The following is a 24,632-nucleotide window of genomic DNA, read 5'->3' as shown; positions in this document are numbered from 1 at the left end:
TGGCAGCTGTGCGTGGGAGACCTTCGGGTCTGCCGGTTCCGTGTGTTCCCGGTTCGCCAACCTGCGTACAGCTGCCACCCATCGTTTGGCGACGAATCCGTGGCGGTTCTCACTGAACTGCGGAGAACTTTCCATGAACCGTTACATGCCGATCACCGGCCACGACTGCAATATCCCCTCCCTACTGATCGACACTCAGGCGCCGCTGGATGTGCTCCATGAAGCCGCCGCCTTCCGTATCCGTGCCGTGACCCAGGTGCTGGAGCAACTGGCCTTGAGCGATGCCCTGGGCAAGGACCCGGTACTGGCCCAGGAGCTGGCCCAGCTCTGCGCCATTCCCCTGCGCGATGGCTGCGACCTGATGGATGTGCTGGGACGGCGCTTGCGCGCCACGCTGATCGCCTGATTGAAAGCGGCTGCTGTGGCGAGGGAGCTTGCTCCCGCTCGGCCGCGCAGCGGTCGTAAAACCTGCCGGCGCGATTCATCAGGCTCACCGCGTAGACGTTGGTGGGGGCGCTGCGCACCCCATCGGGAGCAAGCTCCCTCGCTACAAAAGAAAAAAACGCCGCCTTCTCGGCTAGAGAAGGCGGCGCTTTCGTTACTGACGGTCCTCAGGCAGCGCTGAACAGCTTGTGCGGGTCGATGACGAATTTCTTCGGTACACCGGCATCGAACTCGCCATAGCCGCGCGGGGCATCGTCGAGGCTGATGACTTGCACGCCCACCACTTCGGCGATGTTGATGCGGTCCCACATGATGGCCTGCATCAGTTGGCGGTTGTACTTCATCACCGGGGTCTGGCCGGTGTGGAAGCTGTGGGACTTGGCCCAGCCCAGGCCGAAGCGGATGCTCAGGCTGCCCATCTTCGCCGCGGCGTCCACCGCGCCCGGATCTTCGGTGACGTAGAGGCCGGGAATGCCGATCTTGCCCGCTACCCGCACCACGCCCATCAGCGAGTTGAGCACCGTGGCCGGGGCTTCGTGCTGGGCACCGGCATGGCCGTGGCCCCGGGCTTCAAAGCCCACGGCGTCCACCGCGCAGTCGACTTCCGGCTCGCCCAGCAGGGCGGCGATCTGTTCGTGCAACGGGGTGTCCTTGGACAGGTCGGCAATTTCAAACCCCTGGGCCTTGGCGTGGGCCAGGCGCACCGGGTTGACGTCACCGACGATCACCACCGCCGCCCCCAGCAGGCGCGCCGAGGCCGCAGCCGCCAAGCCGACCGGGCCGGCACCGGCCACATAAACGCTGCTGCCCGGGCCAACGCCGGCAGTCACCGCGCCGTGATAACCGGTGGGCAGGATGTCGGAGAGGCAAGTCAGGTCGCGGATCTTCTCCATGGCCTTGTCGCGATCCGGCAGTTTCAGCAGGTTGAAGTCGGCGTAAGGCACCAGCACGTACTCGGCCTGGCCGCCGGTCCAGTCGCCCATGTCGACGTAGCCGTAGGCGCCACCGGCGCGGGCCGGGTTGACGGTCAGGCAGACCCCGGTGTGTTGCTCCTTGCAGGAACGGCAGCGCCCGCACGCCACGTTGAACGGCACCGACACCAGATCACCGATCTTCAGGTTCTCGACGTCGCTGCCCTTCTCGATCACTTCGCCGGTGATTTCATGACCCAGGACCAGGCCGACCTGGGCGGTGGTACGGCCACGGACCATGTGTTGGTCCGAACCGCAGATGTTGGTGGAGACTACGCGCAGGATGACGCCGTGCTCGATCTTCCTGCCGCGCGGGTCCTGCATTTTTGGATAGTCGATTTTCTGTACCTCGACCTTGCCGCTGCCCAGATACACGACACCACGATTACCAGACATGCTTTCACCTCGCTGTTGTTGTTATGGAACCGCGTTACCCAAAGGGGGAAACACGTGGATTGCTCGGGTACAGATGCTGTTTCGTTTTCAAAATCGCTTCGCGAGCAAGCTCGCTCCCACACGGCGTGCCCCCTGTAGGAGCGAGCTTGCTCGCGAAGGGCTGCGCAGCAGCCCCAATAATCATCAGAGCACCACCGTGCGATTGCCGTTCAAGAACACCCGCCGTTCGATGTGATACCCCACCGCCCGGGCCAGGGTCAGGCCTTCAATGTCACGCCCCTTGGCGATCAAGTCTTCGGGGTAGTAGCTGTGGTCCACCACCTCCACGCCCTGGGCGATGATCGGGCCTTCGTCCAGGTCGTTGTTGATGTAGTGCGCGGTGGCGCCCACCAGTTTCACGCCTTTGTTGTAGGCCTGGTGATACGGCTTGGCGCCCTTGAAGCCCGGCAGCAGCGAGTGGTGGATATTGATCGCCTTGCCATCGAGCTTGCGGCACAGCTCCGGCGACAGCACTTGCATGTAGCGGGCAAGGATCACCAGTTCGGCGCCGGAGTCCTCGATCACCTGCCACACCCGGCGCTCCTGGGACGGCTTGTCGTTGGGGTCGAGGGGGAAGTGGTGGTAGGGAATCTGGTGCCAGTCGGCCAGGGGCTTGAGGTCCGGGTGGTTGGACACCACCGCCACCACGTCCATGGGCAACTGGCCGATGCGCTGGCGGTAGAGCAAGTCGTTGAGGCAGTGATCGGCCTTGGAGACCATGATCACCACCTTCGGCCGGTAGTTGGGCGCGGTCAGTTCGAAGTTCATCGCGAAGGCTTTGGCGCGCTCGGCCAGCCCCTGGCGAAAGCCCTGCTCGTCGAGGCCGTCGGGCTGGCGAAACTCCACGCGAATGAAGAAGCGCCCCGAAAGCCGGTCATCGAAGGAGTGGTGTTCAGTGACGTAGCAGCCCTGCTCGAACAGAAAGCGGGTCACCGCGTCCACCGTGCCGAGCACGCTGGGGCAGTCGGCGGTGAGAATCCAGGTATCGGGGGCGCGGCTCATTCAATAGGCTCCTGTTGATGACGGCACTGTAGCCGCTGCCGAAGGCTGCGATCGGCCCCGCAGGGGACGGCTCTTCGAGCCTTGTCGCAGCCCGCGGCAGCGGCCACAGGGTTAGGGTTCAGGCCTGGACGCTAAGGCCGTATTCGGCGGCCGCATCCTGCAGCCACATCCACCAGTAATCGGAAAAACTGCGACGCACCAGCAATTCCCAGGTGTCTTCGCCGGTGCGGCGGATCACCAGCTGCGACTTGGCGAACACCGTGCCCACCGCCTTGCCCACCGGGAAGTTGTTGGGGTGCACGTCGTAGCTGGTGGACTTCATCAGCACCTGGCGCACGTTGGGGCCGGACAGTTCGAGGATCTGCTGGCCGCCGCTGACGTTGACGATCTGGATATGCAGGTCGCCCAGGGCCGCCCGCAGGTTCTGCTCGGCGGCGAATTCTTCGCCGCTGGGCACGATCAGCAGCCACTCATCCGGGCCCAGCCATTGCAGGCTGGTTTCACCCTTGACCACCACGCTCAGGGCACCCGGCAATTCGATGCCCAGGGCCTTGTGCACGCCGGCGGCGAAGGCCGGGTCGTGGCCGTCGCCACGGATCGTCAGGTGACCGAGGAGTTTTTTCTCGCGCAGGATCACCCCGGCGTTCTTGCGGCCCTTGCCCACCAGGCTCGGCAGGTCGGCGTGGTGCAGGGGCGACTCGGCCTTGGCCCCGGTGGTGGGGCGCTGTTGGTAAACGTTGACTGCGGTCATGGAGCACCTGTCCTTTATTCTGTGGTCCGGTTCCGGTTGCCGCTGCCGGAGGCTGCGGTCGTATGAGAACCGGGCGCAAGCTTTTGCATCCCGGGAAGGTCCTGCGGACCTTGGCGCAGCCTGCGGCAGCGGCTACAGGGTGCGCCCCGGGTTCATGTCATATGTTCTGGCGGTCGCCCTTGGGGTCGAAGAACACCGAGGAAACGATTTCCGCCTCGATCACCCGGCCATCGGCCAGCGGCGCGAAGACCCGCTCGCCCAGGCGCTGGAGGCCGCCCTTGACCACGCCCAGGGCAAAGGAATAACCCAGGGAGTTGTGGGCGTAGCTGGAGGTCACGTGACCGACCATGCTCATCGGGATCGCCTGCTTGGGGTTGAACACCAGTTGCGCGCCTTCCGGCAGCCACTGGGTCGGGTCGATCGGCTTGAGGCCCACCAGTTGCTTGCGCTGCTCGCGCACGCAGTCTTCACGGTTCATGCCGCGCCAGCCGATCCACGAGAACGGCTTGGTCCGGCCCACGCACCAACCCATGTTCAGGTCGTCCGGGGTCATCGAGCCGTCGGTGTCCTGGCCGACGATGATGAAGCCCTTCTCGGCCCGCAGCACGTGCATGGTTTCGGTGCCGTAAGGGGTCAGGTTGTACTTCTTGCCAGCCTCGACGATCTGCTCCAGCACGCCCATGGCGTAGTCAGCCTGGACGTTGACCTCGTAGGACAGCTCGCCGGTGAACGAGATGCGGAACACCCGCGCCGGCACGCCGCCCACCAGGCCTTCCTTCCAGGTCATGAACGGGAAGCCGTCCTTGTCCAGGTCGATGTCGGTGACTTCGCTCAGCAGCTTGCGGCTGTTGGGGCCCGACAGGGTCATGGTGGCCCAGTGGTCGGTGACCGAGGTGAAGTACACCTTGAGGTCCGGCCATTCGGTCTGCTGGTAGATCTCCAGCCACTGCAGCACGCGAGCCGCGCCGCCGGTGGTGGTGGTCATCAGGAAGTGGTTGTCGGCCAGACAGGCGGTGACGCCGTCGTCGAAGACCATGCCGTCTTCCTTGCACATCAGGCCGTAGCGGGCCTTGCCCACGTCGAGCTTGGTCCAGGCGTTGGTGTAGATGCGGTTGAGGAACTCGCGGGCATCCGGGCCCTGGATGTCGATCTTGCCCAGGGTCGAGGCGTCCAGCAGGCCGACGCTGTCACGCACCGCCAGGCATTCACGCTTGACCGCGGCATGCAGGTCTTCGCCGTTTTTCGGGAAGTACCAGGGGCGCTTCCACTGGCCGACGTCTTCGAACTCGGCGCCGTTCTTCACATGCCAGGCATGCAGCGCGGTGAAACGCACCGGCTCGAAGATGTGCCCGCAGTGCCGGCCGGCCACGGCGCCGAAGGTGATCGGCGTGTAGTTCGGGCGGAACATGGTGGTGCCCATCTGCGGGATGCTGACGTTCAGCGAACGGGCGGCGATGGCCAGGCCGTTGACGTTGCCCAGCTTGCCCTGGTCGGTGCCGAAGCCCAGGGCGGTGTAGCGCTTGACGTGCTCCACCGACTCGAAGCCCTCGCGGGTCGCCAGTTCGATGGCGGCGGCGGTGACGTCGTTCTGCAGATCAACGAACTGCTTGGGCGCCCGCGCCGTGCCTTTTTCATGGGGCACCTGGAACAGCGCCAGGGTCGGTTCTTCCAGGCGGGTCAGAGCCTTGGGCAACACGCCCTCAACGCTCTGGAACCCGGCTTCGCTGGCGGCGCGCACACCGCCCTCGAAACCATCGGCCAGGGTATCGCCGAGGCTGTAGACGCCGTTGATGCCACCGACGCACACGCGCTTCTGCGGTGCTTCACCGGGCACGAAACCGAGGATGTCTTCACGCCACACCGGCTTGCCGCCCAGGTGCGAGGCCAGGTGCACCACCGGGCTGTAGCCGCCTGAGCTGGCGATCAGGTCGCAATCGAGCCATTCGCCGGGGCTGGTGACCTTGTGCGCCTTGACGTCGATGGCCGCTACGCGGGCGCCGGTCACGTGCTTGCTGCCACGGGCCTCGATCACCGCGCTGGAGGTGAGGATGCGAATACCCTTGGCCCGGGCTTCTTCCACCAGGGCGCCGCGGGGGTTGTGCCGCGCATCGGCGATGGCCACCACTTGCAGGCTGGCGTCGAGCCAGTCCAGGGCCACGCGGTAGGCGTGGTCGTTGTTGGTGGACAGCACCAGTTTCTTGCCCGGGGCCACGCCGTAGCGGCGCACGTAGGTGGAGACGGCACCGGCCAGCATGTTGCCCGGCACGTCGTTGTTGCCGTAGACCAGCGGCCGCTCGTGGGCGCCGGTGGCCAGCACCACGCGCTTGGCGCGGACCCGGTGGATACGCTGGCGCACCTGGCCGATGGGCGCGCGGTCGCCGAGGTGATCGGTAAGGCGCTCGTGAATGGTCAGGAAGTTATGGTCGTGGTAGCCGTTGACCGTGGCCCGTGGCAGCAGCAACACGTCCGGCAGCGACTTGAGCTCGGCGATCACGCTGGCCACCCACTCCACCGCCGGCTTGCCGTCCAGGCTTTCGCGGCTGTCCAGCAGGCTGCCGCCGAACTCTTCCTGCTCATCGGCGAGGATCACCCGGGCGCCACTGCGGGCAGCGGCCAGCGCGGCAGCAAGACCGGCGGGGCCGGCGCCGACAATCAGCACGTCGCAGTGCTGGTTCATGTTGTCGTAGGTGTCCGGATCGTTCTCGGTAGGCGAGCGACCGAGGCCCGCGGCCTTGCGGATGTACTTCTCGTAGGTCATCCAGAACGATTGCGGGTACATGAAGGTTTTGTAGTAGAAGCCCGGCGGCATCAGCTTGCCGCCGACCTTGCCGAGAATCCCCATCATGTCGTTGTTGACGCTGGGCCAGCCGTTGGTGCTGGTGGCCACCAGGCCCTGGTACAGCGCCTGTTGGGTGGCGCGCACGTTGGGGATCTGGGTGGCTTCGGTGGCGCCGATCTGCAGCACCGCGTTGGGCTCTTCGCAGCCCGCGGCGAAGATGCCCCGGGGCCGGGAGTACTTGAAGCTGCGACCGATGATGTCCACGCCGTTGGCCAGCAGGGCCGAGGCCAGGGTGTCGCCCTCAAAGCCTTTGTAGGTCTGGCCGTTAAAGGTGAAGGTCAGGACTTTGTTGCGGTCGATGCGTCCGCCGTTGGACAGGCGATTGGTCTGGCTCATACCTTCTCTCCAGCAGCCTTGGCGGTGAACTGCGGTTTGGTGCCTATCTTGTAGGTTTCAAGAATTTCGTAGGTCACGGTGTCGCGGGTGGCGTTGAAGTACTGGCGGCAACCGGCGGCGTGGATCCACAACTCGTGGTGCAGGCCGCGGGGGTTGTCGCGGAAGAACATGTAGTCGCCCCACTCCTCGTCGGTGCAGGCGTTGGGGTCCAGCGGCCGGGGAATATGGGCCTGGCCGGACGAGTGGAATTCCTCTTCGGAGCGCAGCTCGCCGCAGTGAGGACAGAAGATATGCAACATAGGGAGTTGTCCTTTTAGTGGGCGACCGCAGCAGCGCCGTGTTCGTCGATCAGCGCGCCGTTGTGGAAACGGTCGATGGAGAAAGGGGCGGCCAATGGATGCATCTCGCCCTTGGCCAGGCTCGCGGCAAACACGTTGCCCGAGCCCGGGGTGGCCTTGAAGCCGCCGGTGCCCCAACCGCAGTTGAAGAACATGTTCGGCACCGGGGTCTTGGAAATGATCGGGCAGGCGTCCGGGCTGGTGTCGACGATGCCGCCCCACTGGCGGTTCATGCGCACCCGGGAGAGGATCGGGAACATCTCGACGATGGCCTGGATGGTGTGCTCGATCACCGGGTAGGAGCCGCGCTGGCCGTAGCCGACCCAGCCGTCGATACCGGCACCGATCACCAGGTCGCCCTTGTCCGACTGGCTGATATAGCCGTGCACCGCGTTGGACATGATCACGCTGTCGATGATCGGCTTGATCGGTTCCGACACCAGCGCTTGCAGCGGGTGGGATTCGATCGGCAGGCGGAAGCCCGCGAGTTTGGCCATGTGCCCGGAGTTACCGGCGGTGACCACACCGACGCGCTTGGCGCCGATAAAGCCCTTGTTGGTCTCGACGCCGATGCATACGCCGTTTTCCTTGCGAAAACCGATGACTTCGGTCTGCTGGATCAGGTCCACGCCCAGGGCGTCGGCGGCCCGGGCAAAGCCCCAGGCCACGGCGTCGTGACGGGCCACGCCGCCACGGCGCTGGACCGTGGCGCCGAGGATCGGATAACGGGTGTTTTTCGAGCAATCCAGGTAGGGAATCTCGTCCGCCACCTGCTGGGTGTTGAGCAATTCGCCGTCGATGCCGTTGAGGCGGTTGGCGCTGACCCGACGCTCGGAATCACGGATGTCCTGCAGGGTGTGGCACAGGTTGTAGACCCCGCGCTGGGAGAACATCACGTTGTAATTGAGGTCCTGGGACAGCCCTTCCCACAGCTTCATCGCATGCTCGTAAAGCTGCGCCGACTCGTCCCACAGGTAGTTGGAACGCACGATGGTGGTGTTGCGCGCAGTGTTGCCGCCGCCCAGCCAGCCCTTTTCCACCACCGCGACATTGGTGATGCCGTGTTCCTTGGCCAGGTAGTAGGCGGTGGCCAGGCCATGCCCGCCACCGCCGACGATGACCACGTCGTAGACCTTCTTCGGGGTCGGCGTGCGCCACATGCGCTGCCAGTTTTCATGGTGGCTGAGAGAGTGCTTGAAGAGGCCGAAGCCCGAATAGCGTTGCATAGTCATTGCTCCAGTTGCGGCTCTCAGCGGTAAACCGGGAAATCAGCGCACAGGGCTGCCACCTGGCGCGCGACATTGGCCTCGACGTCGGCATCGCCGAGGTGATCGAGGATGTCGCAGATCCAACCGGCCAGTTCAGTGCACTGGGTGACCTTGAATCCGCGGGTGGTGACCGCCGGGGTGCCGATGCGCAGGCCGGAGGTGACAAACGGCGACTGCGGGTCGTTGGGCACGGCGTTCTTGTTCACGGTGATGTGGGCGCGGCCCAGGGCGGCATCGGCATCTTTACCGGTCAGGCCCTGACGGATCAGGCTGACCAGGAACAGGTGGTTGTCGGTGCCGCCGGACACTACATCGTAGCCGCGTTTGATAAATACGCCGGCCATGGCCTGGGCGTTGTCGATCACCTGTTGCTGGTAGGCCTTGAACCCCGGCTCCAGCGCTTCCTTGAAGCACACCGCCTTGGCGGCGATCACATGCATCAACGGACCGCCCTGGGCACCCGGGAACACCGCGGCGTTGAGTTTCTTCTCGATCTCTTCGTTGGCCTTGGCCAGGATCAGCCCGCCACGGGGACCGCGCAGGGTCTTGTGGGTGGTGGTGGTGACCACGTCGGCATAGGGCAGCGGGTTGGGATACAGACCGGCGGCCACCAGCCCGGCGACGTGGGCCATGTCGACGAACAGCAGCGCCCCGACCTTGTCGGCGATCTGCCGGAAACGCGGGAAGTCCAGGGTCTTTGAGTAGGCCGAGAAGCCGGCGACGATCATCTTCGGCTTGTGTTCCACGGCCAGGCGCTCGACTTCGTCGTAGTCGATCAGCCCGGTGGTGGTATCGATGCCGTACTGCACGGCGTTGTACAGCTTGCCCGAGGACGACACCTTGGCGCCGTGGGTCAAGTGACCGCCATGGGCCAGGCTCATGCCGAGAATGGTGTCGCCGGCCTGCAGCAGGGCCAGGTACACCGCGCTGTTGGCGGAAGAACCGGAATGCGGCTGGACGTTGGCGTAATCGGCGCCGAACAGCTGCTTTGCGCGCTCGATGGCCAGGGCCTCGACCTTGTCCACGTGCTCGCAGCCACCGTAGTAGCGCTTGCCCGGATAACCTTCGGCGTACTTGTTTGTCAGCCCGCTGCCTTGCGCCTGCATCACCCGCTTGCTGGTGTAGTTCTCCGACGCGATCAGCTCGATGTGATCTTCCTGGCGTTGTTCCTCGGCATTGATCGCCGCCAGCAGTGCATCGTCGTAACCCTGGATCTGGTCTTGCTTGCTGAACATCACGTCTCTCCCAGCGGCGGCGCTGCGCCTTTCGTCTCGGTGAGGCGAGCCTTACAGCTGCGCCCTTTGGATGCGATGGTATGACCGGCAAGGGGAACTCAAATGCCTATGGACGCCACGCAAAGGTGCGTTTACGACATGCTTTGGCGCACGCAGATAAATGCCTCGGGCCACAGCCGGGGGAAGGCTCTGGATCGGCGCCCTGCGGCCCTGTAGCCGCTGCTGAGCCCGCGAAGCTGCGCAAAGGTCCGCAGGACCTTGCCTGGCGATCTCCAGCCAAACCTCTAAACCTTCAAGATCGCCCCGTCTGCCACGTCGAAATGCCGCCCAAGCCGTTCGCAGCCTGCGGCAGCGGCTACAGGAGTTGGCGCAGGGCCAGCAGCAGGAGAAAGTGCGCCGGGTACAGCAGGTAGGCCCAGCGGCGCATGGCCGGCACCGACCCGCCACGCAGCCCCCGCAGCAGCATCAGCCCGAGCAACGGCGCCAACAGACAGGCGGCAATACCGCAGGTCGCCACCCAATTGCCCAGGCGCGCCGCCGGGAACAAGGTTTCCCATTGGTTGGCCGCCAGGCACAAGGCCCCGGGCAGCAGGCTGAAATACCAGGGGCGGCGCTGCACCAGCAGCAGGGCCAATGGCAGCAACACCCCGAACGCGCCAAACATCAGCCAACGGGAAAACCCCAGCGCCAGCAGCAGAGCCGCCAAGCCAAGCGCCAGCGCCAGCCCCCTGGGCCGCTGCCAGCCCCGGGCCACCAGCAACCCCAGGGCCAGGGTCGGCAATACATTCAAGGTGTCGGGATCGGGCACGAACAGGCGATAGGGAATCTCACTGAGCCCGCTGAACAGCAGCAGCCTGCCCAGGTAGCGCCATTGCCCGAGCTGGTGGCCAGACCGATCAGCAACCCGCGCCAGATTCACCGCCATCGCCAGGCAGAACCAGGGAAACGCCAGACGCCCGGGTACGTAAAGCCAGTCCAGGCTCAGGCCTACATAACGCAGGTGATCGAGGACCATGCTCAGCAGCGCCAGCCACTTCAGCGCATCCAGCGCCCCATCGCGCCGAGGGTTGTCGGTTTTCAGCATCGCATCACGCATAAATCCTTATGGGCCCTGCATTATTCCGGCATAAACAGAGCGTGTGCTGAGCCATTGTTCTTGGGTAAAGTGCGCACCATCATCGACCACGGAGCCGGCCATGACCGACAAGAGCCAACAATTCGCCAGCGACAACTACTCCGGCATCTGCCCCGAAGCCTGGGCCGCCATGGAGCAGGCCAACCACGGCCACGAGCGCGCTTATGGCGACGACCAGTGGACCGCTCGCGCCGCCGATCATTTCCGCAGATTGTTCGAAACCGACTGCGAAGTGTTCTTTGCCTTCAACGGCACCGCCGCCAACTCCCTGGCCCTGTCGTCGCTGTGCCAGAGTTACCACAGCGTGATCTGCTCGGAAACCGCCCACGTCGAAACCGACGAATGCGGCGCCCCGGAGTTCTTCTCCAACGGTTCCAAGCTGCTGATCGCCGGCACCCAGAACGGCAAGCTGACCCCGGAATCGATCCGCGAGATCGCCCTCAAGCGCCAGGACATCCACTACCCCAAGCCGCGGGTGGTGACCCTGACCCAGGCCACCGAAGTGGGCAGCGTCTACACCCCGGAAGAAGTGCGCGCCATCAGCGCCACCTGCAAGGAACTGGGGCTGAACCTGCACATGGACGGCGCGCGCTTCTCCAACGCCTGCGCCTTCCTCGGCTGCACCCCGGCGGAGCTGACCTGGAAGGCCGGCGTCGACGTGCTGTGCTTTGGCGGCACGAAAAACGGCATGGCGGTGGGTGAAGCGATCCTGTTCTTCAACCACCAGCTGGCGGAAGACTTCGACTACCGCTGCAAGCAGGCCGGCCAGCTGGCCTCGAAAATGCGCTTTCTCTCGGCGCCCTGGGTCGGCCTGCTGGAAAACGACGCCTGGCTCAAGCACGCCCGCCACGCCAACCACTGCGCGCAGTTGCTGGCCCAGCTGGTGGCCGACACTCCTGGCGTGGAGCTGATGTTCCCGGTGCAGGCCAACGGCGTGTTCCTGCAACTCTCGGAACCGGCGATTGCCGCCCTGACCGCCAGGGGCTGGCGCTTCTACACCTTCATCGGCAAGGGCGGCGCGCGCTTCATGTGCTCCTGGGACACCGAAGAAGAGCGCGTGCGCGAACTGGCAGCCGACATCCGCACCGTGATGAGCGCCTGACCCACCCCCCCCCCGCATGTAGGAGCTGGCTTGCCAGCGAACAGGCCCGCAACCCGGGCGCCAGTCTCACGGACGCCTTCGCCGGCAAGCCGGCTCCTACAAAGACACACCCTCCTCCACAGGAACTGGCTGGTCAGCGAAAGCATCAGTTCACAAATTCCTGAACTGATTATTTGCCCCTGCTGATTCAACATCCGCCGCCTTTATCCGAGACTCCGGGGTCGACCTATAAAAACAAAGGCTCCACCCATGACGACTCAGTCTTGCGTCACCGAAAAGGCCCAGTCTCCTGGCCTGAAGATCGAAACCCGCTCCATCGACTACGTGCCGCGCAACGAGCGCCACGGCAAGGTCTGGCACCAGGGCCCCTTCTGGTTCACCGGCAACTTCGTGCTCACCACCATGGTCACCGGCTTCACCGGCGCGGCCCTGGGTCTGGCCCTGCAATACGCCATCCTGGCGATCGTCATCGGCGTGTGCCTGGGCACCTTCTGCATGGCCTTCCACGCCAACCAGGGCCCGCGCATGGGCCTGCCGCAGATGATCCAGTCCCGCGCGCAGTTCGGCCTGCGCGGGGCCATCGTGCCGTTCACCGCGGTGGTGTTCGTCTACATCGGCTTCAACGTGTTCAACGTGATCCTCGCCACCGACGCCATCAACACGGTGATCCCCGGGGCCCGGGCGCCCTGGTACACCTTGATGATCGCCATCGCGGTGCTGATCGCGGTGGTCGGCCATGACCTGCTGCACACCGTGCAGCGCTGGCTGACCTACGTGATGATCAGCGTGTTCGCGGTGCTCACCGTCAGCGCCCTGCTGACCCTGCAGGCCGATGCCGCCGTGGCCGACGCGCATTTTTCCTGGTCGGCGTTCCTGATCCAGCTGTCGGCCGCCGCCGGTTACCAGATCAGCTATTCGGTGTACGTCTCCGACTATTCGCGCTACCTGCCGCACCAGACGCCATCGCGCAAGGTGATCTTCTGGACCTACCTGGGCGCCGCCGGATCGGCCCTGTGGCTGATGTCCCTGGGGGCCTTCCTAGCCTCGGCACTGCCCTCGCCGGACGCCATCGCCAGCGTGCGCGAAGTGGGCAACCAGCTGATTCCGGGCTTCGGCACCTTCACCGTGCTGATCGCGGTGCCGGCGCTGGTGGGCATCATGGCGGTCAACTGCTACGGCGCCATGCTCACCGGCATCAGCGCCATCGACGGCTTCAAGTCGATCCAGCCCACGCTCAAGAGCCGGGTGACCGGCATCCTCCTGGTGGCGGTGGTGATCTTCCTGATCGCCATGAACATCCCCGAGAGCTACCTGGGCAGCTTCAACACCTTTGTCCTGCTGATGCTGTACTTCCTGGTGCCCTGGACCGCGGTCAACCTGGCGGACTTCTACCTGGTGCGCAAAGGCCGCTATGCCATCAGCCACATCTTCAATCCCGCCGGCATCTATGGCCGCTGGTCCAGCGCCGGGTTGCTGGCCTACTTCCTCGGCCTGCTGGCGATGGTGCCGTTCATGTCCCTGAGTTTCTACCAGGGCCCACTGTCCCAGGCCCTGGGCGGCGCCGACATTGCCTTCGTGATTGGCCTGGCGGTGGCCGGGCTGGTCTACTGGGCCCTGACCCGTAACCTGGACCTGGAAGCCGAACGCCTGGCTATCCAGGCCAGCGAACAGCAACTGGAAGGAGGCGCGCAATGATCCCCCAGACATCCCTGAAAGTGGCCTGCCAGCAACTGGCACCGCGAATCGGCGACCTGGACTACAACCGCAACCTCAGCGCCGAGGCCATCCGCCTGGCCGCCGCCCGCGGCGCCCAGGTGGTGGTGCTGCCGGAACTGGTGCAGAGCGGCTACGTGTTCCGCGACCGCCAGGAAGCCCTGGCGCTCTCGGAAAGCCTCGACGGGCCGACCCTGAGCCTGTGGAAAACCCTGGCTGAAGAACTGCAGGTGGTGATCGTCGGCGGCTTCTGCGAGCGCCTGGACGATCAGCGCGTGGCCAACAGCGCGGCGCTGATCGAGCCGGAAGGAACGCTGACGGTGTATCGCAAGGCGCACCTGTGGGACCGGGAAAACCTGATCTTCACCCCCGGCGACGAACCGCCACCGGTGGTGCCCACCCGCTTCGGGCCGATCGCCATGATGATCTGCTATGACCTGGAGTTCCCCGAATGGGTGCGCCTGCCGGCCCTGGCCGGGGCGGCGCTTTTGTGCGCGCCGGTGAACTGGCCGGACGGCCCGCGCCCGGCCAGCGAACGCCCGGCGGAGATGATCCGGGTACAGGCCAACGCAGCAGTCAATCGGATGTTCATCGCCGCCTGCGACCGCTGTGGCGAGGAGCGTGAGGTGAACTGGGTCGGCGGCTCGACCATTGTCGACGCCGACGGTTATCCGCTGGCGGGCAAGGATCGGGAACGCACCGAGCAGTTGCTGCTGGCGGAGCTGGATCTGGCCCAGGCCTGGCACAAGTCCATCAGTGAACATAACCACGTGCACCTGGATCGGCGCCCGGCGTTGTATCAGTAACCGGGGGATCAGGTTGCACCTGTTCGCTGGCAAGCCAGCTCCTACAGCAGATGGGCGTAGGCGCGGGCTTGCCGGCGATCAGAACTCCACCCGCACGTCGCCCTTGGGCACGCTGCAGCAGGACAGGATGTAGCCTTCGGCTTCGTCTTCCTCGGTGATCCCACCGTTGTGTTCCATCACCACTTCGCCCCCCAGCTTGAGCACCTTGCAGGTGCCGCAGATGCCCATGCCGCAGGCCTTGGGGATCATCAGGCCGAGCTTGGCCGCGGCCGCGTGCACGGTTTCCCCCGGGGCCACGCGGATGCTCTTGCCGGAGGCGGTGAACTCCACCTGATGCAGATCGGCCAGGTCCGGCTCCGGCGCTTCGGCCGCCTGTTCGGCATGTTCCACGGCGTCGGCCCGGGCTTCGGGCGGGGTCGCACCGAAGGATTCCTCGTGGTAGCGCGCCATGTCGAAACCGGCGGCTTCCAGCAGGCGCTTGACCGCGTTCATGTAGGGCGTGGGGCCGCAGCAGAACACTTCCCGTTCAAGAAAGTCCGGGGCCATCAGCTCCAGCATCTTGTGGTTCAGGTAGCCGCGATAACCGGCCCAGGGCTCGCCCAGGCCGTGTTTCTCGCAGATCAGGTGCAGGCTGAAGTTGTCGATCCGCGAGGCCATGTGCTCCAGCTCGCGGTGGTAAATGATGTCCTTGGGTGAGCGGGCGCTGTGGATAAACACCATGTCGACGTTGGCGTTGGTGTCGTAGAACCAGCGCGCCATGGACATCACCGGGGTGATGCCGACGCCGCCGCTGAGGTAGAGCACTTTCGGGCTGGGGAAGTCGATGGCGTTGAACAGCCCCACCGGCCCGTGCACCGCCAGCTCCTGGCCCTCATGCAGGGTGTCGTGCAGCCAGTTGGAGACCTTGCCGCCCGGCACGCGCTTGATGGTCACCGAGAAGCTGTAGGGCACTGAGGGCGAGCTGGAAATGGTGTAGGAGCGCATCACCGGCTGGCCTTCGATCTCCAGCTCCAGGGTGACGAACTGCCCGGGCTTGAAGAAGAACATGATCGGCTGGTCGGCCATGAAGCAGAAGGTCCGCACGTCCCAGGTTTCCTGGATGACTTTGACGCAACGGACGATGTGACGGCCATTGGCCCAGGTCTGGGTGGTTACCGGGTTGAGGAAGGTGTTGGACATGCTGTTCTCCGCGGCCGACTGTCGGCGTCTTGTCAGCGATTCTGCGTAAGGCTTCTCGCGCCCATTTACCTATCTGCGACATTCACATGCTTATCGCGACCAGCCCCCAGCTGCCGGGGCTGGCGCGTCGGGAACAGATTGGGCCATGTCGCCCACGGATAAGGTTCAAGGCGCCCGCGGACCCACACTCGCCTCAAACACGACAACCGATTTTTCGTGACTTGCGTAGCACCCACCGTAGCCACTATTTAATTCGCCGGCCGCACCGAACGGCCATGAGGACTTGAACGATGGACGTCACCGCAACCCTGAGCTTGGGCGATCCACTGGAACCTGCACGCAAGGCCACTGCACAGATGCTGCAGGAGCGCGAGCGGACCTTCTCCCTGCCGCAGCCCTTCTACTGCGATGAAAGACTGTTCGATATCGACATGCAGGAGATCTTCCAGAAGGAATGGCTGATCGCCGGCATGACCTGCGAGATCCCCACCAAGGGCAACTACATCACCCTGCAGATCGGCAAGAACCCGATCATCGTCATCCGCGGCGCCGACGGCGTGGTCCACGCCTTCCACAACGTCTGCCGCCACCGCGGTTCGCGGCTGTGCACCAGCGACAAGGGTAAGGTCGCCAAGCTGGTCTGCCACTACCACCAGTGGACCTACGAACTGGACGGCCGCCTGCTGTTCGCCGGCACCGAGATGGGCGCCGACTTCGACATGAAGCAGTACGGCCTGAAACCGGTGAACGTGAAGACCGCCGGCGGCTACATCTTCATTTCCCTGGCCGAGAACCCGCCGGCCATCGACGACTTCCTCTCCACCCTGGCCCATTACATGGAGCCCTACGACATGGAGAACACCAAGGTGGCGGTGCAGACCACCTTGCATGAAAAGGCCAACTGGAAGCTGGTGCTGGAGAACAACCGCGAGTGCTACCACTGCGGCGGCTCGCACCCCGAGTTGCTGAAAACCCTGCTGGAATGGGACGACGTCACCGACCCGCGGGCCGACCAGGCGTTCAAGGACCACGTGGCCGCGTCCGCCGCCGCCTGGGAAGCCGAGAAGATCCCTTACGCCCACGCCAGCTTCGGCCTGCGCAACCGCATCGTGCGCATGCCGCTGCTCAAGGGCACCGTGTCCATGACCATGGATGGCAAGCAGGGCTGCGCCAAGCTGATGGGGCGGATCAAGAACCCGGACCTGGGCTCGATGCGCATCCTGCACCTGCCGCACTCGTGGAACCACTGCATGGGCGATCACATCATCGTGTTCACCGTGTGGCCGATCAGCGCCCAGGAAACCGTGGTCACCACCAAATGGCTGGTGCACAAGGATGCCGTGGAAGGCGTGGACTATGACGTCGCGCGCATGCGTCAGGTGTGGGACGCCACCAACGACCAGGACCGGCGCCTGGCGGAAGAGAACCAGCGCGGCATCAACTCCACCGCCTACCAGCCGGGCCCGTACTCCAAGACCTACGAGTTCGGCGTGGTCAACTTCGTCGACTGGTACAGCGAGCGCATGCTGAACAACCTCGGCGCGGAACCGGCGCCCTACCTCAAGGGCGTGCCGGTCACTGGCTGATACCGCCAGCACGGCAGCGGCTACAGGGTTTGTGTAGCCGCTGCCGCGGCAGGGCCTTCAGGGCCGTGACCAACTGATCGCGCCGGTCTCTCCAATGAAGTCTTCGCTGATCTGCGAGCCGCTCAATCTCACCCTCACATAACCATTGCGCACCCGCAGCGGGTAGTTCGGATCACCCGCCGACAGGGTTTCCGACCACAGCACCTGAGGGTTGCCTTTCAGCTCGCGGGTGACGCCATAGGGAATCGCCCCGTGGCCGATGCAGCGCCCGTACATGCCGTCCTTGGGCGCATAGCAGATGCCATTGTGCAGGTGCCCCCAGTACCAGTAATCCGGAACCCGCCCCAGGGCCGCGACCACCTGCTTGTACAGCACCGTCTGCTGCTGGCCGCTGATATCCAGCCCCTGGTGATGACTGAGCACCATGATCCGCCGCCCCTGCCCCTTGCTGACCATCAGGTCCTCGAGCCATTGCTGCTGTGGGAGATTGAGGTTGCCGTCCATGTACAGGTTCATTTCGTCGGCGGTATAGGCACTGTCCAGGCCGACGATCAGCCAGTGGCTGTTGAACAGGGCGAAGTAGCTGGTGCCCTGCTGCTTGGGAAACAGCGCGGCGATCTCGGCAAAGTAGCCATGGGCACCGCTGTACATCTCGTGGTTGGAGTTGAGGCTGAATGACGCCAGGCTGCCCTGGGGCCAGTCGACCAGGTCGGCGCCCTCCTCGGTGCCGGTGCCGGCGTAGTACACATCCCCCAGGTGGACGGTGACATCCGGCTGGTCCTGCTTGATCAGGTCCGCCACGCGCTGCGCCGCCGAATTGGGCTGAAAATAGCCGGTGCCCCAGTCTCCGGCCATGTCCAGCAGCACGTTGTCGGCCATCTCGATCAGCGCCGGGGTGCTGCCGAAGGGCGCGTGCTTGTGCAGGTTCTCGATCCAGTTGAGCAGGGCCTCGCTCCAGCGCAGGTCCAGCAGTTCCCATTGGCGACAGCCCAGCAGGGTGCCGTCCTTCATCACCTGGGTCTGCAGCTCGGCCACCGTTTGCGGCAAGGGCTTGGCGTTGCCCAGGTGCAGGACCGACAGGCCGTGGGCCAGTTCCCAGGGCACCGGCGCCTGACCGGGGGGCAAGTCGCCATGGATCAGGGCGTACTGCGCCTGGTCATGGGCCCGCTGCAGCAGTTGCACGATCGCCTGCAGTTCCGCCGGCTCAAGCTGGCTGGCGAGTTTTTGCCAGGCCAGGTCGAGCCTGGCCAACAGCCCGTCGACCCGGGCTTTCACCTGTTCGTATTCGTGTTCCAGATTGCTCACAAATGACATGCTGGCATCCCTCTTGATGGTCCCTCTGCTCAAACGCCGAACGGGCGTCACAGGGTCTTCATGTATTCGATCAACTGCCACTTCTGCTCTGCGGAAAGCTGCGTGCCGTACAGATGGCCGCTGTTGCTGTTGCCCTCCAGATGCGTGTCGTACTTGAAGTAGCCAGGGCCCTGTACCGTCGCGCCACTGGTGATGAAGCCGACTTTTTGCGGGTCATACACATCCGAGCCGGTGAAGAACACCTGGGGCCGCAATTCCGGCGCCTGCAACAGGTCCCACAGGCTCGGCACCGAGCCGTTGTGCAGGTACGGCGCGCGCAGCCAGATGCCGTCGGTGGGGGTGTTGCTGTAGCTCTGGGTCTTGCGATAGGCGCCAAAGTCGAACGGCGGCTTCTTGAAGCCGTGGAAGGCTTGCACCAGGCCGGTGGTGAAGGAGTCCAGGCGATGGGGGTCGGTGCCCAGCGCCTGAATGTTGGTGGTGACCTGGCCGGTGTCGGCCTTGCCGAAATCATGGCAACCGGCGCAGTTGGCCTCCCACAGCGGCTTGCCCTGGGCCACCTTGGCCTGATCCAGGGCGAACGGCCAGGCCGGCGGCTTGTGCCCCAGCAGCCAGTTGGTGACCCGGTTGAAGCTCTGCGGCAGCACCGATTGCGGGGTAGCGCCCACCGCCATCGCCGCCGCGTAGTTGCGCTCGCGGATCTGGTTGTTGTTGCCGTCCCAGTGCAGGTACATCGATTCCCGGGGCTTCTGGTTCCAGATCTGCGGCAGGTCCACGGTGCCGATGGTCGAGTCGTCGGGAAAGCCGAACACCACCATCTTGGTCGGGTTGAAGGTGTCGGTACGCCCCGGCCCCTGCTGCGGCCGCAGCTTCTGCCAGGCATAGGCCTGCTTCTGCTTGAGCAGCGCGCTCTTGGCCATGGGGATGATCAGGTAGCGGTTGTACAAGCGCTCGATGAAGCCCAGCTGGAACTTGGCGTTGATCGCGTTCATCACCGCATCCACGGTGAATTTAGGGTCGCTGGCGCAATCGTAGGCGAACCACTGGAAGGCCTGGAGCTGCATCAGGTTGGCCGGTGCGGTGGGCACCACCTGGGACACATCGCTGGCGCTGGCGCGGTAGGCACCGGTGTGGCACAGGGCGCAGTTGGGCTCCACCGTGGGGTAGCCGAGCTGCCGCTTGGCCATGCCCACCGGCAGGTCCCGGCCGTTCTCGTAAAGGAAGCCGAAGACCTCGTAGCCACCGGCTCGCGGCAGTTTTTCCGGGCACATCTGCGGCAGCACGGCGAACAGGTAGTAAGGAATCCGCGCCTCGATGCCCAGGCCGATGGCGGCGTACTTGAAGTGATCCTCGTCGGAGGCTTCCACCGGCTGCGGCACCTCGCGCAGCATGTTGACCCAGGTCTGGTAGCCGACAAACCCCAGGACCAGCAGCGACACCAGGGCGCCGACGCGAAAGCTGTGGCGTGCCCAGCAGGCGACCCAGTGTTCACGCAGGCCCTGCAGTCCGGCACAGAGCAAAGCCCAGGGCCGGTTGGCCGGGGCACTGCCCAGGTACAGCAGGATGCCGAGGATCAGGAACATGCCGAGGTCGCCCATCAGCATGGGCACGAACACCTGGGACTGATTGCTGGTGTCGATCAGGTAGATCCAGAACACCACGGCAATCAGCCGCGACAGCACGCACAGCCAGGAATGCACCACGAAACGCGGCGCGTTGCAGCCCGAAGGCAGGTAGAACAGGCTGATGCCCACCAGCAGCATGCCGGTGTTTTCCAGCCAGGGATCGGACAGCACCGGCGGCAAACCGACCACCGCGGTCAGCAGCGCCGGGGCAAACAGCGCCGGCAGGGCGAACACCATGTTCATGGCGATGCCCAGCCAGATGAAGCGTTGGAACCAGCGGATATAAGCGTTCATCTCAACCTTCCCTGCATCCATGTGGAGCGGCCGCCGCAGCCTGCACTCGGCCTCCAAGTGCGCTTGCTGCGGTGCCTGTTGCCTGATCTGGCGCGGGCCCGCGGTGATCTTGCCGCGGGCTGGCCTGGGTCAGCCCTGGGCGGTCTTATCCAGGTGCGCGAGGATCAGCGGGTACACATCCACCACGGCGTTCTTGCCGAAAATGCAGTCGATGTGCCCGTAACCCTGCACCACGTGGCGGCTGAACAGCTCGGGACCATGCAGTTGGCACAGGCGCTCGTAGGTCTTCTGTGTGCTTTGCGGCAGGTAGCACTGGTTGTCGGCACCGCTGATGAAGCAGATCGGCAGCTTCAGCCGGTCGAAATGCGCCATGTAGACGTCGCGCCCCTTGAAGTCCACCAGATGCCCTTTGCGGCAGATCAACGCCAGGTGCTCGAAGGTTTCGATATTGGACGCGCCGAACAGCTCGTGCAGGTTGTCGTGCAGGGTCTGGTTGAGGGTGTCGTGGCGGTACAGCGAGGCGTACATGAAGGTGATGCGATGGCACACCGGGTTGGTGCAATAACCCTGGGCTTCAAGCCGGGCATAGCCGTTGAGGGCCGTGTCGTAGAGCTTGTTGAACCAGCTTTCCTTGCTGTCGGCATAGGCCGTCAGCGACTTGATGCCGATGGCGTCGAGCATGCCCGGCAGGTGCAACCCGGCCTTGATCCCGGTGGCAGTGGCCACCACGGCGTCGGCGGCGATCTGCGAGCAGACCACCGAGCGCACGTCCTTCAAGCCCGCCAGCAACGACATGAAGAAGGTCGTGGCGCCGTAGCAGTGCACCACGCACTGCACGTCCCGGGCCCCGGTCGCCTGCTTGATCTGGCCGATGGCGGCCTTGAAATCGTAGGCAGCGATCTGGTCGCCATTGCATTCCTGCTTGCTCGCCGGCAGCAGGATGCTGACCCGGAAATCCAGGAGCCAGACGTCATAGTCGTGCTTGCACAGGTACTCCAGCAGGTTGGTCTGGATGGTGTCGGTGGAGAAGATATTCGAGCCCACGCCCAGCCCGTGCACCAGCATCACCGGGCCTTTGCTGCCGGCCTGATAACGGGTGAGGCGCAGGTGCACCTGGTCCTCGGTCTGGAAGAAATGCACGGTCGGCGCCGGCGCGTCCAGGGGCCGTTTCAGCCGGGGCGGCGCGTCGGGGTTGAAGTAGATATCCCCGGCGAACACCCCGCCGTAGCTCTCCCAGAGAATCCCGGCGAAAAACTTGCCAAAGCGCGCCAGGCCCTCGATGCGCTCGCGTTCGTTGCGTGCGTTGAGCACCTTCATGGTGGTCATCTGCTTGGCGAAGTCCGCCGGCAGGATGTGCATCACCCCGCTGCCCAGCACCGGGCCGCTCTTGTCCTGGCCGCGGTACAGGGTCACGTAGAGGGTGCTGGTGTCGGGCCAGATGTTCAGCACGCCGTGGTCCTCGGGCACGGTCTTGAAGGCGCTGAAAAAATACTCGTGGCCGTCCTCGGCGCTCAGGCGCATGTCGTAGTTCATGTGGCGCACGCCCACTTGCTGCTGATACTCCTCGAACAGGTTGAACACGCCGTGGCTGGCCACCAGCGGCTGGGCCGACAGCGCCGGGGCATTCAGGGTGCCGACCAGGGTCGCGGCGTGCGCGGGTTCCTTGATCATCCGGTCGAGGTCGTCGGCGGTGATGGTCAGGGTGAACTCGATGGGGGAGTTCTGCGCCTCGCCGCGCTTGGCCGCCGCCTGATAGAGCGTCAGATCGGTGCCCTGGGGCTGGGTGAAGGCGGTGGAAAAATAACCCTTCATGGTCTCGGTGAACTGCACGCCCAGGGTCGGCGCCGGCACCGCCTTGCTGGGGGCCGAGGGCAGGCTGTAGTCGATCTTCCAGCCGCGATCCTCGGCCAGCAGGCGCATGTTGCGCTCGCTGACCGCCGAGATGGTCAGCAGCGGATTGACCGCCAGTGACGTCGGAATCACCGCGCCGTCCGCCACATACAACCCGGGGTAGACCTCGGTGCCGCTGGCGCCGCAAAACACCTGGCCCTTGTGGTTGACCACGCCCTGCCCGGCATCCTCGCCCATCACGCAGCCCCCCAGCGGGTGCACCGAGACGATGCTGTGCTTGAGCAGCTGAGTCCAGATCGGGTTCTCCACCCAGATCCCGCCCAGGGCCTTGGTGCACTGGTACAGGCGCTCGTTGCCGAGGACCACGTTGGGTTGCTCGCCAACGCCCGGCCAGTCGATGCGCAACTGGTCCTGGTCATCGAGCAGCATGCGCCCGCGGCCATTGTCGTGACTCATGATCAGGTAGGTCTGCATATTGTGCAGGGCGCCGTAGTAGGGCCCCCGCACAAAGCTTTCGGCCTCGCGCGCCTTGTAGCCCAACCGACCGCCAAGGCTGTCGTCGGTGGCCTTGCCCAGGGTCCCGGCGAACAGCGCCATGCTCGGCACCATGGCCCGCCCCAGGGCGCCGGGAATCGAGCCCTCCTCGATCACCATGCGGCTGCGCCAGTCGCCCTCGCCGCGCATGTCGATCACCGAAGTGATGCACGGCCCCACGGGCTTGAGTTCATCGGCCGAGTGCGTGCCGAAGCCGATGCCATTGATGGTCTGCTCGCAGTTGTGGCCAAAGCCGAGGATGTCGCCGTTGCCGCTCATGTGCTCGCCGAGCTGGGCCGAGGTGGACAGGCCCTTGGCCTTGGAGCGCAGGAGGATTTCCGTGGAACCCAGGGTCCCGGCGGACAGCACGACGATGTCGGCCTTGACGAACAGGGTCGGCGCCGAGAACGTCTCGCGGCCGCTGTCCAGGTACTGGAAGTGCACGATCCAGCCGTCGCCGTCACGCTCCAAGTAGCGCACCTGGGCCTGGCAGAAAATCTGCGCGCCATGATTGCAGGCGTCCGGCAGGTAGTTCATCAGGGTGGTGTTCTTGGCCTTGTTATTACAGCCCGAGACGCAGTCGCCACAGTGATTGCAGGGCAGTTGCTCGACCCCGACGTGGTTGAGGTTGTTGGGCAGCTTGTTGAAGGTCACGTTGATCGGCGGCTTGTAGAAGTGCGAGCCCTGCTTGAGAAACTCCGCGGATTTGCGATGAGCCACCAGCTTGGGCAAGGTCGGCGCCGAATCCGGATAGGGATTGGGCTTGAGCATCTCCCGGGCCCGGGCGAAGCCCTCCTTGAGCAGGGTGTCACGGTGCTCGCGCACCGCCTGGGGCCAGCGTGGGTCATCGAACACCCCCGGTTCGGGTTCCAGGGCGACGTTGGCGTTGATCAGCGAAGTGCCCCCCAGGCCACAGCCCACCACCACGTTCTGCTGGGCGTTGACGTGCAGATCGAAGAGCCCGGTACGCGAACCGATATGACCTTCGGGGTCATGCACCTGCAACTCCTCGGTGGCGCTGGCCAGGGTGTTGGGGTACTCGCCGGGCTGGATCTCCCGGCCCCGCTCCAGCAGGCAGACCCGGCGGCCGGCCCGGGACAATCGGGAAGCGGCGATGCCGCCCCCGTAGCCGGAGCCGATGACAATCACGTCGTAGTGTTCCTGGATCTCGCTGATGGGGGTCGCGATCCGAGTCATGGCGGGGTTCCTCTCAGGCAGATGGGGCAACTCGTGGGTCGCCTCTAATGGGTGCATCCGTTGGCGCGCAGGCAGCCGAACAGGCAGGCCTTGGCGCCTGAAACACCTGCAGTGCAGTCAGTGAAGGGACAGAACGAAGGGCAGGTCTATAGGCGTGCGCGCTGGTTGGCGGCACGGCGACGGGTACGTCGAGGGAGGGGGGCCCCGGTCGGATAAACCTGCGATGAACGACAATCCATTGCCTGCGCTCCCTGAGCCGGATGTGGATAAGTTGCCGCTAAGTCCTTGATGCCTCAGTGAAGACAGGCCCATTGCCAGTGTCAAGAAAGCCCTTAGAACTGTATGAAATTTGACCTATTGCCGCGCACGCTATGAATCACAAGGGGTCCAGCCGTTGGCGAACACCTTATCCACACCTTGACCCACAGCAACTGTGGGCAAGTGCCTCGGGGTTGGGGATATTTCGCCGGGCAATGCCAATAAAAACCGTGACTTATGCAGAAGCAGCGGTTTTTGGCTGCATTGGTCAGTTTTTGAACAACCACCTGAAAGCCACGGAATCAGAAGCCTGTAGCGGAAGGCGAACACCTTATCCACAGAAAGGCCAACAGACTTTGGGGGCAACTGTGGGCAATGCCCCGGGGCATTGTGGAAAACCCCTGAAAGCCGCGAATAATCGG

17 protein-coding genes are annotated in these 24,632 nt (G+C 64.5%); 5 read left to right on the top strand and 12 right to left on the bottom strand.

Features of this window, described 5'->3' with window-relative positions; all coding sequences use genetic code 11:
* The first annotated feature begins 133 nt into the window (after window positions 1-133).
* Entirely contained in the window at window positions 134-406 is a 273-nt protein-coding gene (locus GGI48_RS18015; RefSeq protein WP_047306413.1) for a hypothetical protein, read from the top strand.
* Between the two features lie 205 nt (window positions 407-611).
* On the opposite strand, the gene fdhA is transcribed toward GGI48_RS18015, so the two are convergent.
* The 8 genes from fdhA to GGI48_RS17975 form a co-directional block, all read right to left on the bottom strand.
* The gene (fdhA, locus tag GGI48_RS18010) at window positions 612-1,811 is read right to left on the bottom strand and encodes a formaldehyde dehydrogenase, glutathione-independent (protein ID WP_047306414.1); all 1,200 of its coding nucleotides are present in this window, start codon (window positions 1,809-1,811) and stop codon (window positions 612-614) included.
* Between the two features lie 183 nt (window positions 1,812-1,994).
* A complete protein-coding gene (purU, locus tag GGI48_RS18005) occupies window positions 1,995-2,852 on the bottom strand; it encodes a formyltetrahydrofolate deformylase (RefSeq protein WP_179599437.1) in 858 nt (285 codons plus the stop codon).
* Window positions 2,853-2,970: 118 nt separating this feature from the next.
* Window positions 2,971-3,603 carry a sarcosine oxidase subunit gamma gene (locus GGI48_RS18000; RefSeq protein ID WP_047289634.1) on the bottom strand — a complete coding sequence of 211 codons (633 nt, stop codon included), beginning with the start codon at window positions 3,601-3,603 and terminating at the stop codon, window positions 2,971-2,973.
* A gap of 157 nt (window positions 3,604-3,760) precedes the next feature.
* Window positions 3,761-6,778: a sarcosine oxidase subunit alpha gene (locus tag GGI48_RS17995; protein ID WP_179599435.1), complete on the bottom strand. Its 3,018-nt coding sequence runs from the start codon at window positions 6,776-6,778 to the stop codon at window positions 3,761-3,763.
* The gene (locus tag GGI48_RS17990) at window positions 6,775-7,077 is read right to left on the bottom strand and encodes a sarcosine oxidase subunit delta (RefSeq protein ID WP_011063902.1); all 303 of its coding nucleotides are present in this window, start codon (window positions 7,075-7,077) and stop codon (window positions 6,775-6,777) included. The genes GGI48_RS17995 and GGI48_RS17990 overlap by 4 nt, the downstream gene beginning before the upstream one ends.
* Before the next feature lie 14 nt (window positions 7,078-7,091).
* The gene (locus GGI48_RS17985) at window positions 7,092-8,342 is read right to left on the bottom strand and encodes a sarcosine oxidase subunit beta family protein (RefSeq protein WP_060841439.1); all 1,251 of its coding nucleotides are present in this window, start codon (window positions 8,340-8,342) and stop codon (window positions 7,092-7,094) included.
* Between the two features lie 23 nt (window positions 8,343-8,365).
* Entirely contained in the window at window positions 8,366-9,619 is a 1,254-nt protein-coding gene (locus GGI48_RS17980) for a serine hydroxymethyltransferase (protein ID WP_047306418.1), read from the bottom strand.
* 355 nt (window positions 9,620-9,974) lie between these two features.
* The gene (locus GGI48_RS17975) at window positions 9,975-10,715 is read right to left on the bottom strand and encodes a TraX family protein (protein WP_179599433.1); all 741 of its coding nucleotides are present in this window, start codon (window positions 10,713-10,715) and stop codon (window positions 9,975-9,977) included.
* A gap of 100 nt (window positions 10,716-10,815) precedes the next feature.
* On the opposite strand from GGI48_RS17975, the gene GGI48_RS17970 reads away from it, so the two are divergent.
* The 3 genes from GGI48_RS17970 to GGI48_RS17960 all read left to right on the top strand — a co-directional run bounded on the left by GGI48_RS17970 (window position 10,816) and on the right by GGI48_RS17960 (window position 14,375).
* Window positions 10,816-11,856, top strand: a complete 1,041-nt coding sequence (locus GGI48_RS17970) for a low specificity L-threonine aldolase (protein ID WP_179599431.1) — start codon at window positions 10,816-10,818, stop codon at window positions 11,854-11,856.
* Window positions 11,857-12,105: 249 nt separating this feature from the next.
* Window positions 12,106-13,551 carry a purine-cytosine permease family protein gene (locus tag GGI48_RS17965; protein WP_016964287.1) on the top strand — a complete coding sequence of 482 codons (1,446 nt, stop codon included), beginning with the start codon at window positions 12,106-12,108 and terminating at the stop codon, window positions 13,549-13,551.
* Window positions 13,548-14,375, top strand: coding sequence for a nitrilase-related carbon-nitrogen hydrolase (locus GGI48_RS17960; protein ID WP_179599429.1), 828 nt, complete (start codon window positions 13,548-13,550; stop codon window positions 14,373-14,375). The genes GGI48_RS17965 and GGI48_RS17960 overlap by 4 nt, the downstream gene beginning before the upstream one ends.
* 78 nt (window positions 14,376-14,453) lie before the next feature.
* On the opposite strand, the gene gbcB is transcribed toward GGI48_RS17960, so the two are convergent.
* A complete protein-coding gene (gene gbcB, locus GGI48_RS17955) occupies window positions 14,454-15,554 on the bottom strand; it encodes a glycine-betaine demethylase subunit GbcB (RefSeq protein WP_103740393.1) in 1,101 nt (366 codons plus the stop codon).
* Between the two features lie 290 nt (window positions 15,555-15,844).
* On the opposite strand from gbcB, the gene gbcA reads away from it, so the two are divergent.
* Complete coding sequence (gene gbcA, locus GGI48_RS17950; protein ID WP_016964284.1) at window positions 15,845-17,140, top strand: glycine-betaine demethylase subunit GbcA; 1,296 nt, start codon at window positions 15,845-15,847, stop codon at window positions 17,138-17,140.
* A gap of 57 nt (window positions 17,141-17,197) precedes the next feature.
* On the opposite strand, the gene GGI48_RS17945 is transcribed toward gbcA, so the two are convergent.
* The 3 genes from GGI48_RS17945 to GGI48_RS17935 all read right to left on the bottom strand — a co-directional run bounded on the left by GGI48_RS17945 (window position 17,198) and on the right by GGI48_RS17935 (window position 23,952).
* The gene (locus tag GGI48_RS17945; protein ID WP_179599427.1) at window positions 17,198-18,454 is read right to left on the bottom strand and encodes a metallophosphoesterase; all 1,257 of its coding nucleotides are present in this window, start codon (window positions 18,452-18,454) and stop codon (window positions 17,198-17,200) included.
* A 47-nt stretch (window positions 18,455-18,501) separates the two neighbouring features.
* Window positions 18,502-20,370, bottom strand: a complete 1,869-nt coding sequence (locus GGI48_RS17940) for a hypothetical protein (protein WP_179599425.1) — start codon at window positions 20,368-20,370, stop codon at window positions 18,502-18,504.
* Window positions 20,371-20,499: 129 nt separating this feature from the next.
* The gene (locus GGI48_RS17935; protein WP_179599423.1) at window positions 20,500-23,952 is read right to left on the bottom strand and encodes a GMC oxidoreductase; all 3,453 of its coding nucleotides are present in this window, start codon (window positions 23,950-23,952) and stop codon (window positions 20,500-20,502) included.
* Between the last annotated feature and the right edge of the window lie 680 nt (window positions 23,953-24,632).

This window comes from Pseudomonas protegens (genome assembly GCF_013407925.2).
Lineage (GTDB): Bacteria > Pseudomonadota > Gammaproteobacteria > Pseudomonadales > Pseudomonadaceae > Aquipseudomonas > Aquipseudomonas fluorescens_AP.
The sequence above is the reverse complement of the archived record's forward strand: the minus strand, read 5'-3'. Positions and strand labels throughout refer to the sequence as shown.

Coding starts and splice junctions, on each gene's coding strand:
- GGI48_RS18015 (WP_047306413.1), top strand. CDS start 134: ATGAACCGTTACATGCCGATCACCGGCCACGACTGCAATATCCCCTCC.
- fdhA (WP_047306414.1), bottom strand. CDS start 1,811: ATGTCTGGTAATCGTGGTGTCGTGTATCTGGGCAGCGGCAAGGTCGAG.
- purU (WP_179599437.1), bottom strand. CDS start 2,852: ATGAGCCGCGCCCCCGATACCTGGATTCTCACCGCCGACTGCCCCAGC.
- GGI48_RS18000 (WP_047289634.1), bottom strand. CDS start 3,603: ATGACCGCAGTCAACGTTTACCAACAGCGCCCCACCACCGGGGCCAAG.
- GGI48_RS17995 (WP_179599435.1), bottom strand. CDS start 6,778: ATGAGCCAGACCAATCGCCTGTCCAACGGCGGACGCATCGACCGCAAC.
- GGI48_RS17990 (WP_011063902.1), bottom strand. CDS start 7,077: ATGTTGCATATCTTCTGTCCTCACTGCGGCGAGCTGCGCTCCGAAGAG.
- GGI48_RS17985 (WP_060841439.1), bottom strand. CDS start 8,342: ATGCAACGCTATTCGGGCTTCGGCCTCTTCAAGCACTCTCTCAGCCAC.
- GGI48_RS17980 (WP_047306418.1), bottom strand. CDS start 9,619: ATGTTCAGCAAGCAAGACCAGATCCAGGGTTACGACGATGCACTGCTG.
- GGI48_RS17975 (WP_179599433.1), bottom strand. CDS start 10,715: ATGCGTGATGCGATGCTGAAAACCGACAACCCTCGGCGCGATGGGGCG.
- GGI48_RS17970 (WP_179599431.1), top strand. CDS start 10,816: ATGACCGACAAGAGCCAACAATTCGCCAGCGACAACTACTCCGGCATC.
- GGI48_RS17965 (WP_016964287.1), top strand. CDS start 12,106: ATGACGACTCAGTCTTGCGTCACCGAAAAGGCCCAGTCTCCTGGCCTG.
- GGI48_RS17960 (WP_179599429.1), top strand. CDS start 13,548: ATGATCCCCCAGACATCCCTGAAAGTGGCCTGCCAGCAACTGGCACCG.
- gbcB (WP_103740393.1), bottom strand. CDS start 15,554: ATGTCCAACACCTTCCTCAACCCGGTAACCACCCAGACCTGGGCCAAT.
- gbcA (WP_016964284.1), top strand. CDS start 15,845: ATGGACGTCACCGCAACCCTGAGCTTGGGCGATCCACTGGAACCTGCA.
- GGI48_RS17945 (WP_179599427.1), bottom strand. CDS start 18,454: ATGTCATTTGTGAGCAATCTGGAACACGAATACGAACAGGTGAAAGCC.
- GGI48_RS17940 (WP_179599425.1), bottom strand. CDS start 20,370: ATGAACGCTTATATCCGCTGGTTCCAACGCTTCATCTGGCTGGGCATC.
- GGI48_RS17935 (WP_179599423.1), bottom strand. CDS start 23,952: ATGACTCGGATCGCGACCCCCATCAGCGAGATCCAGGAACACTACGAC.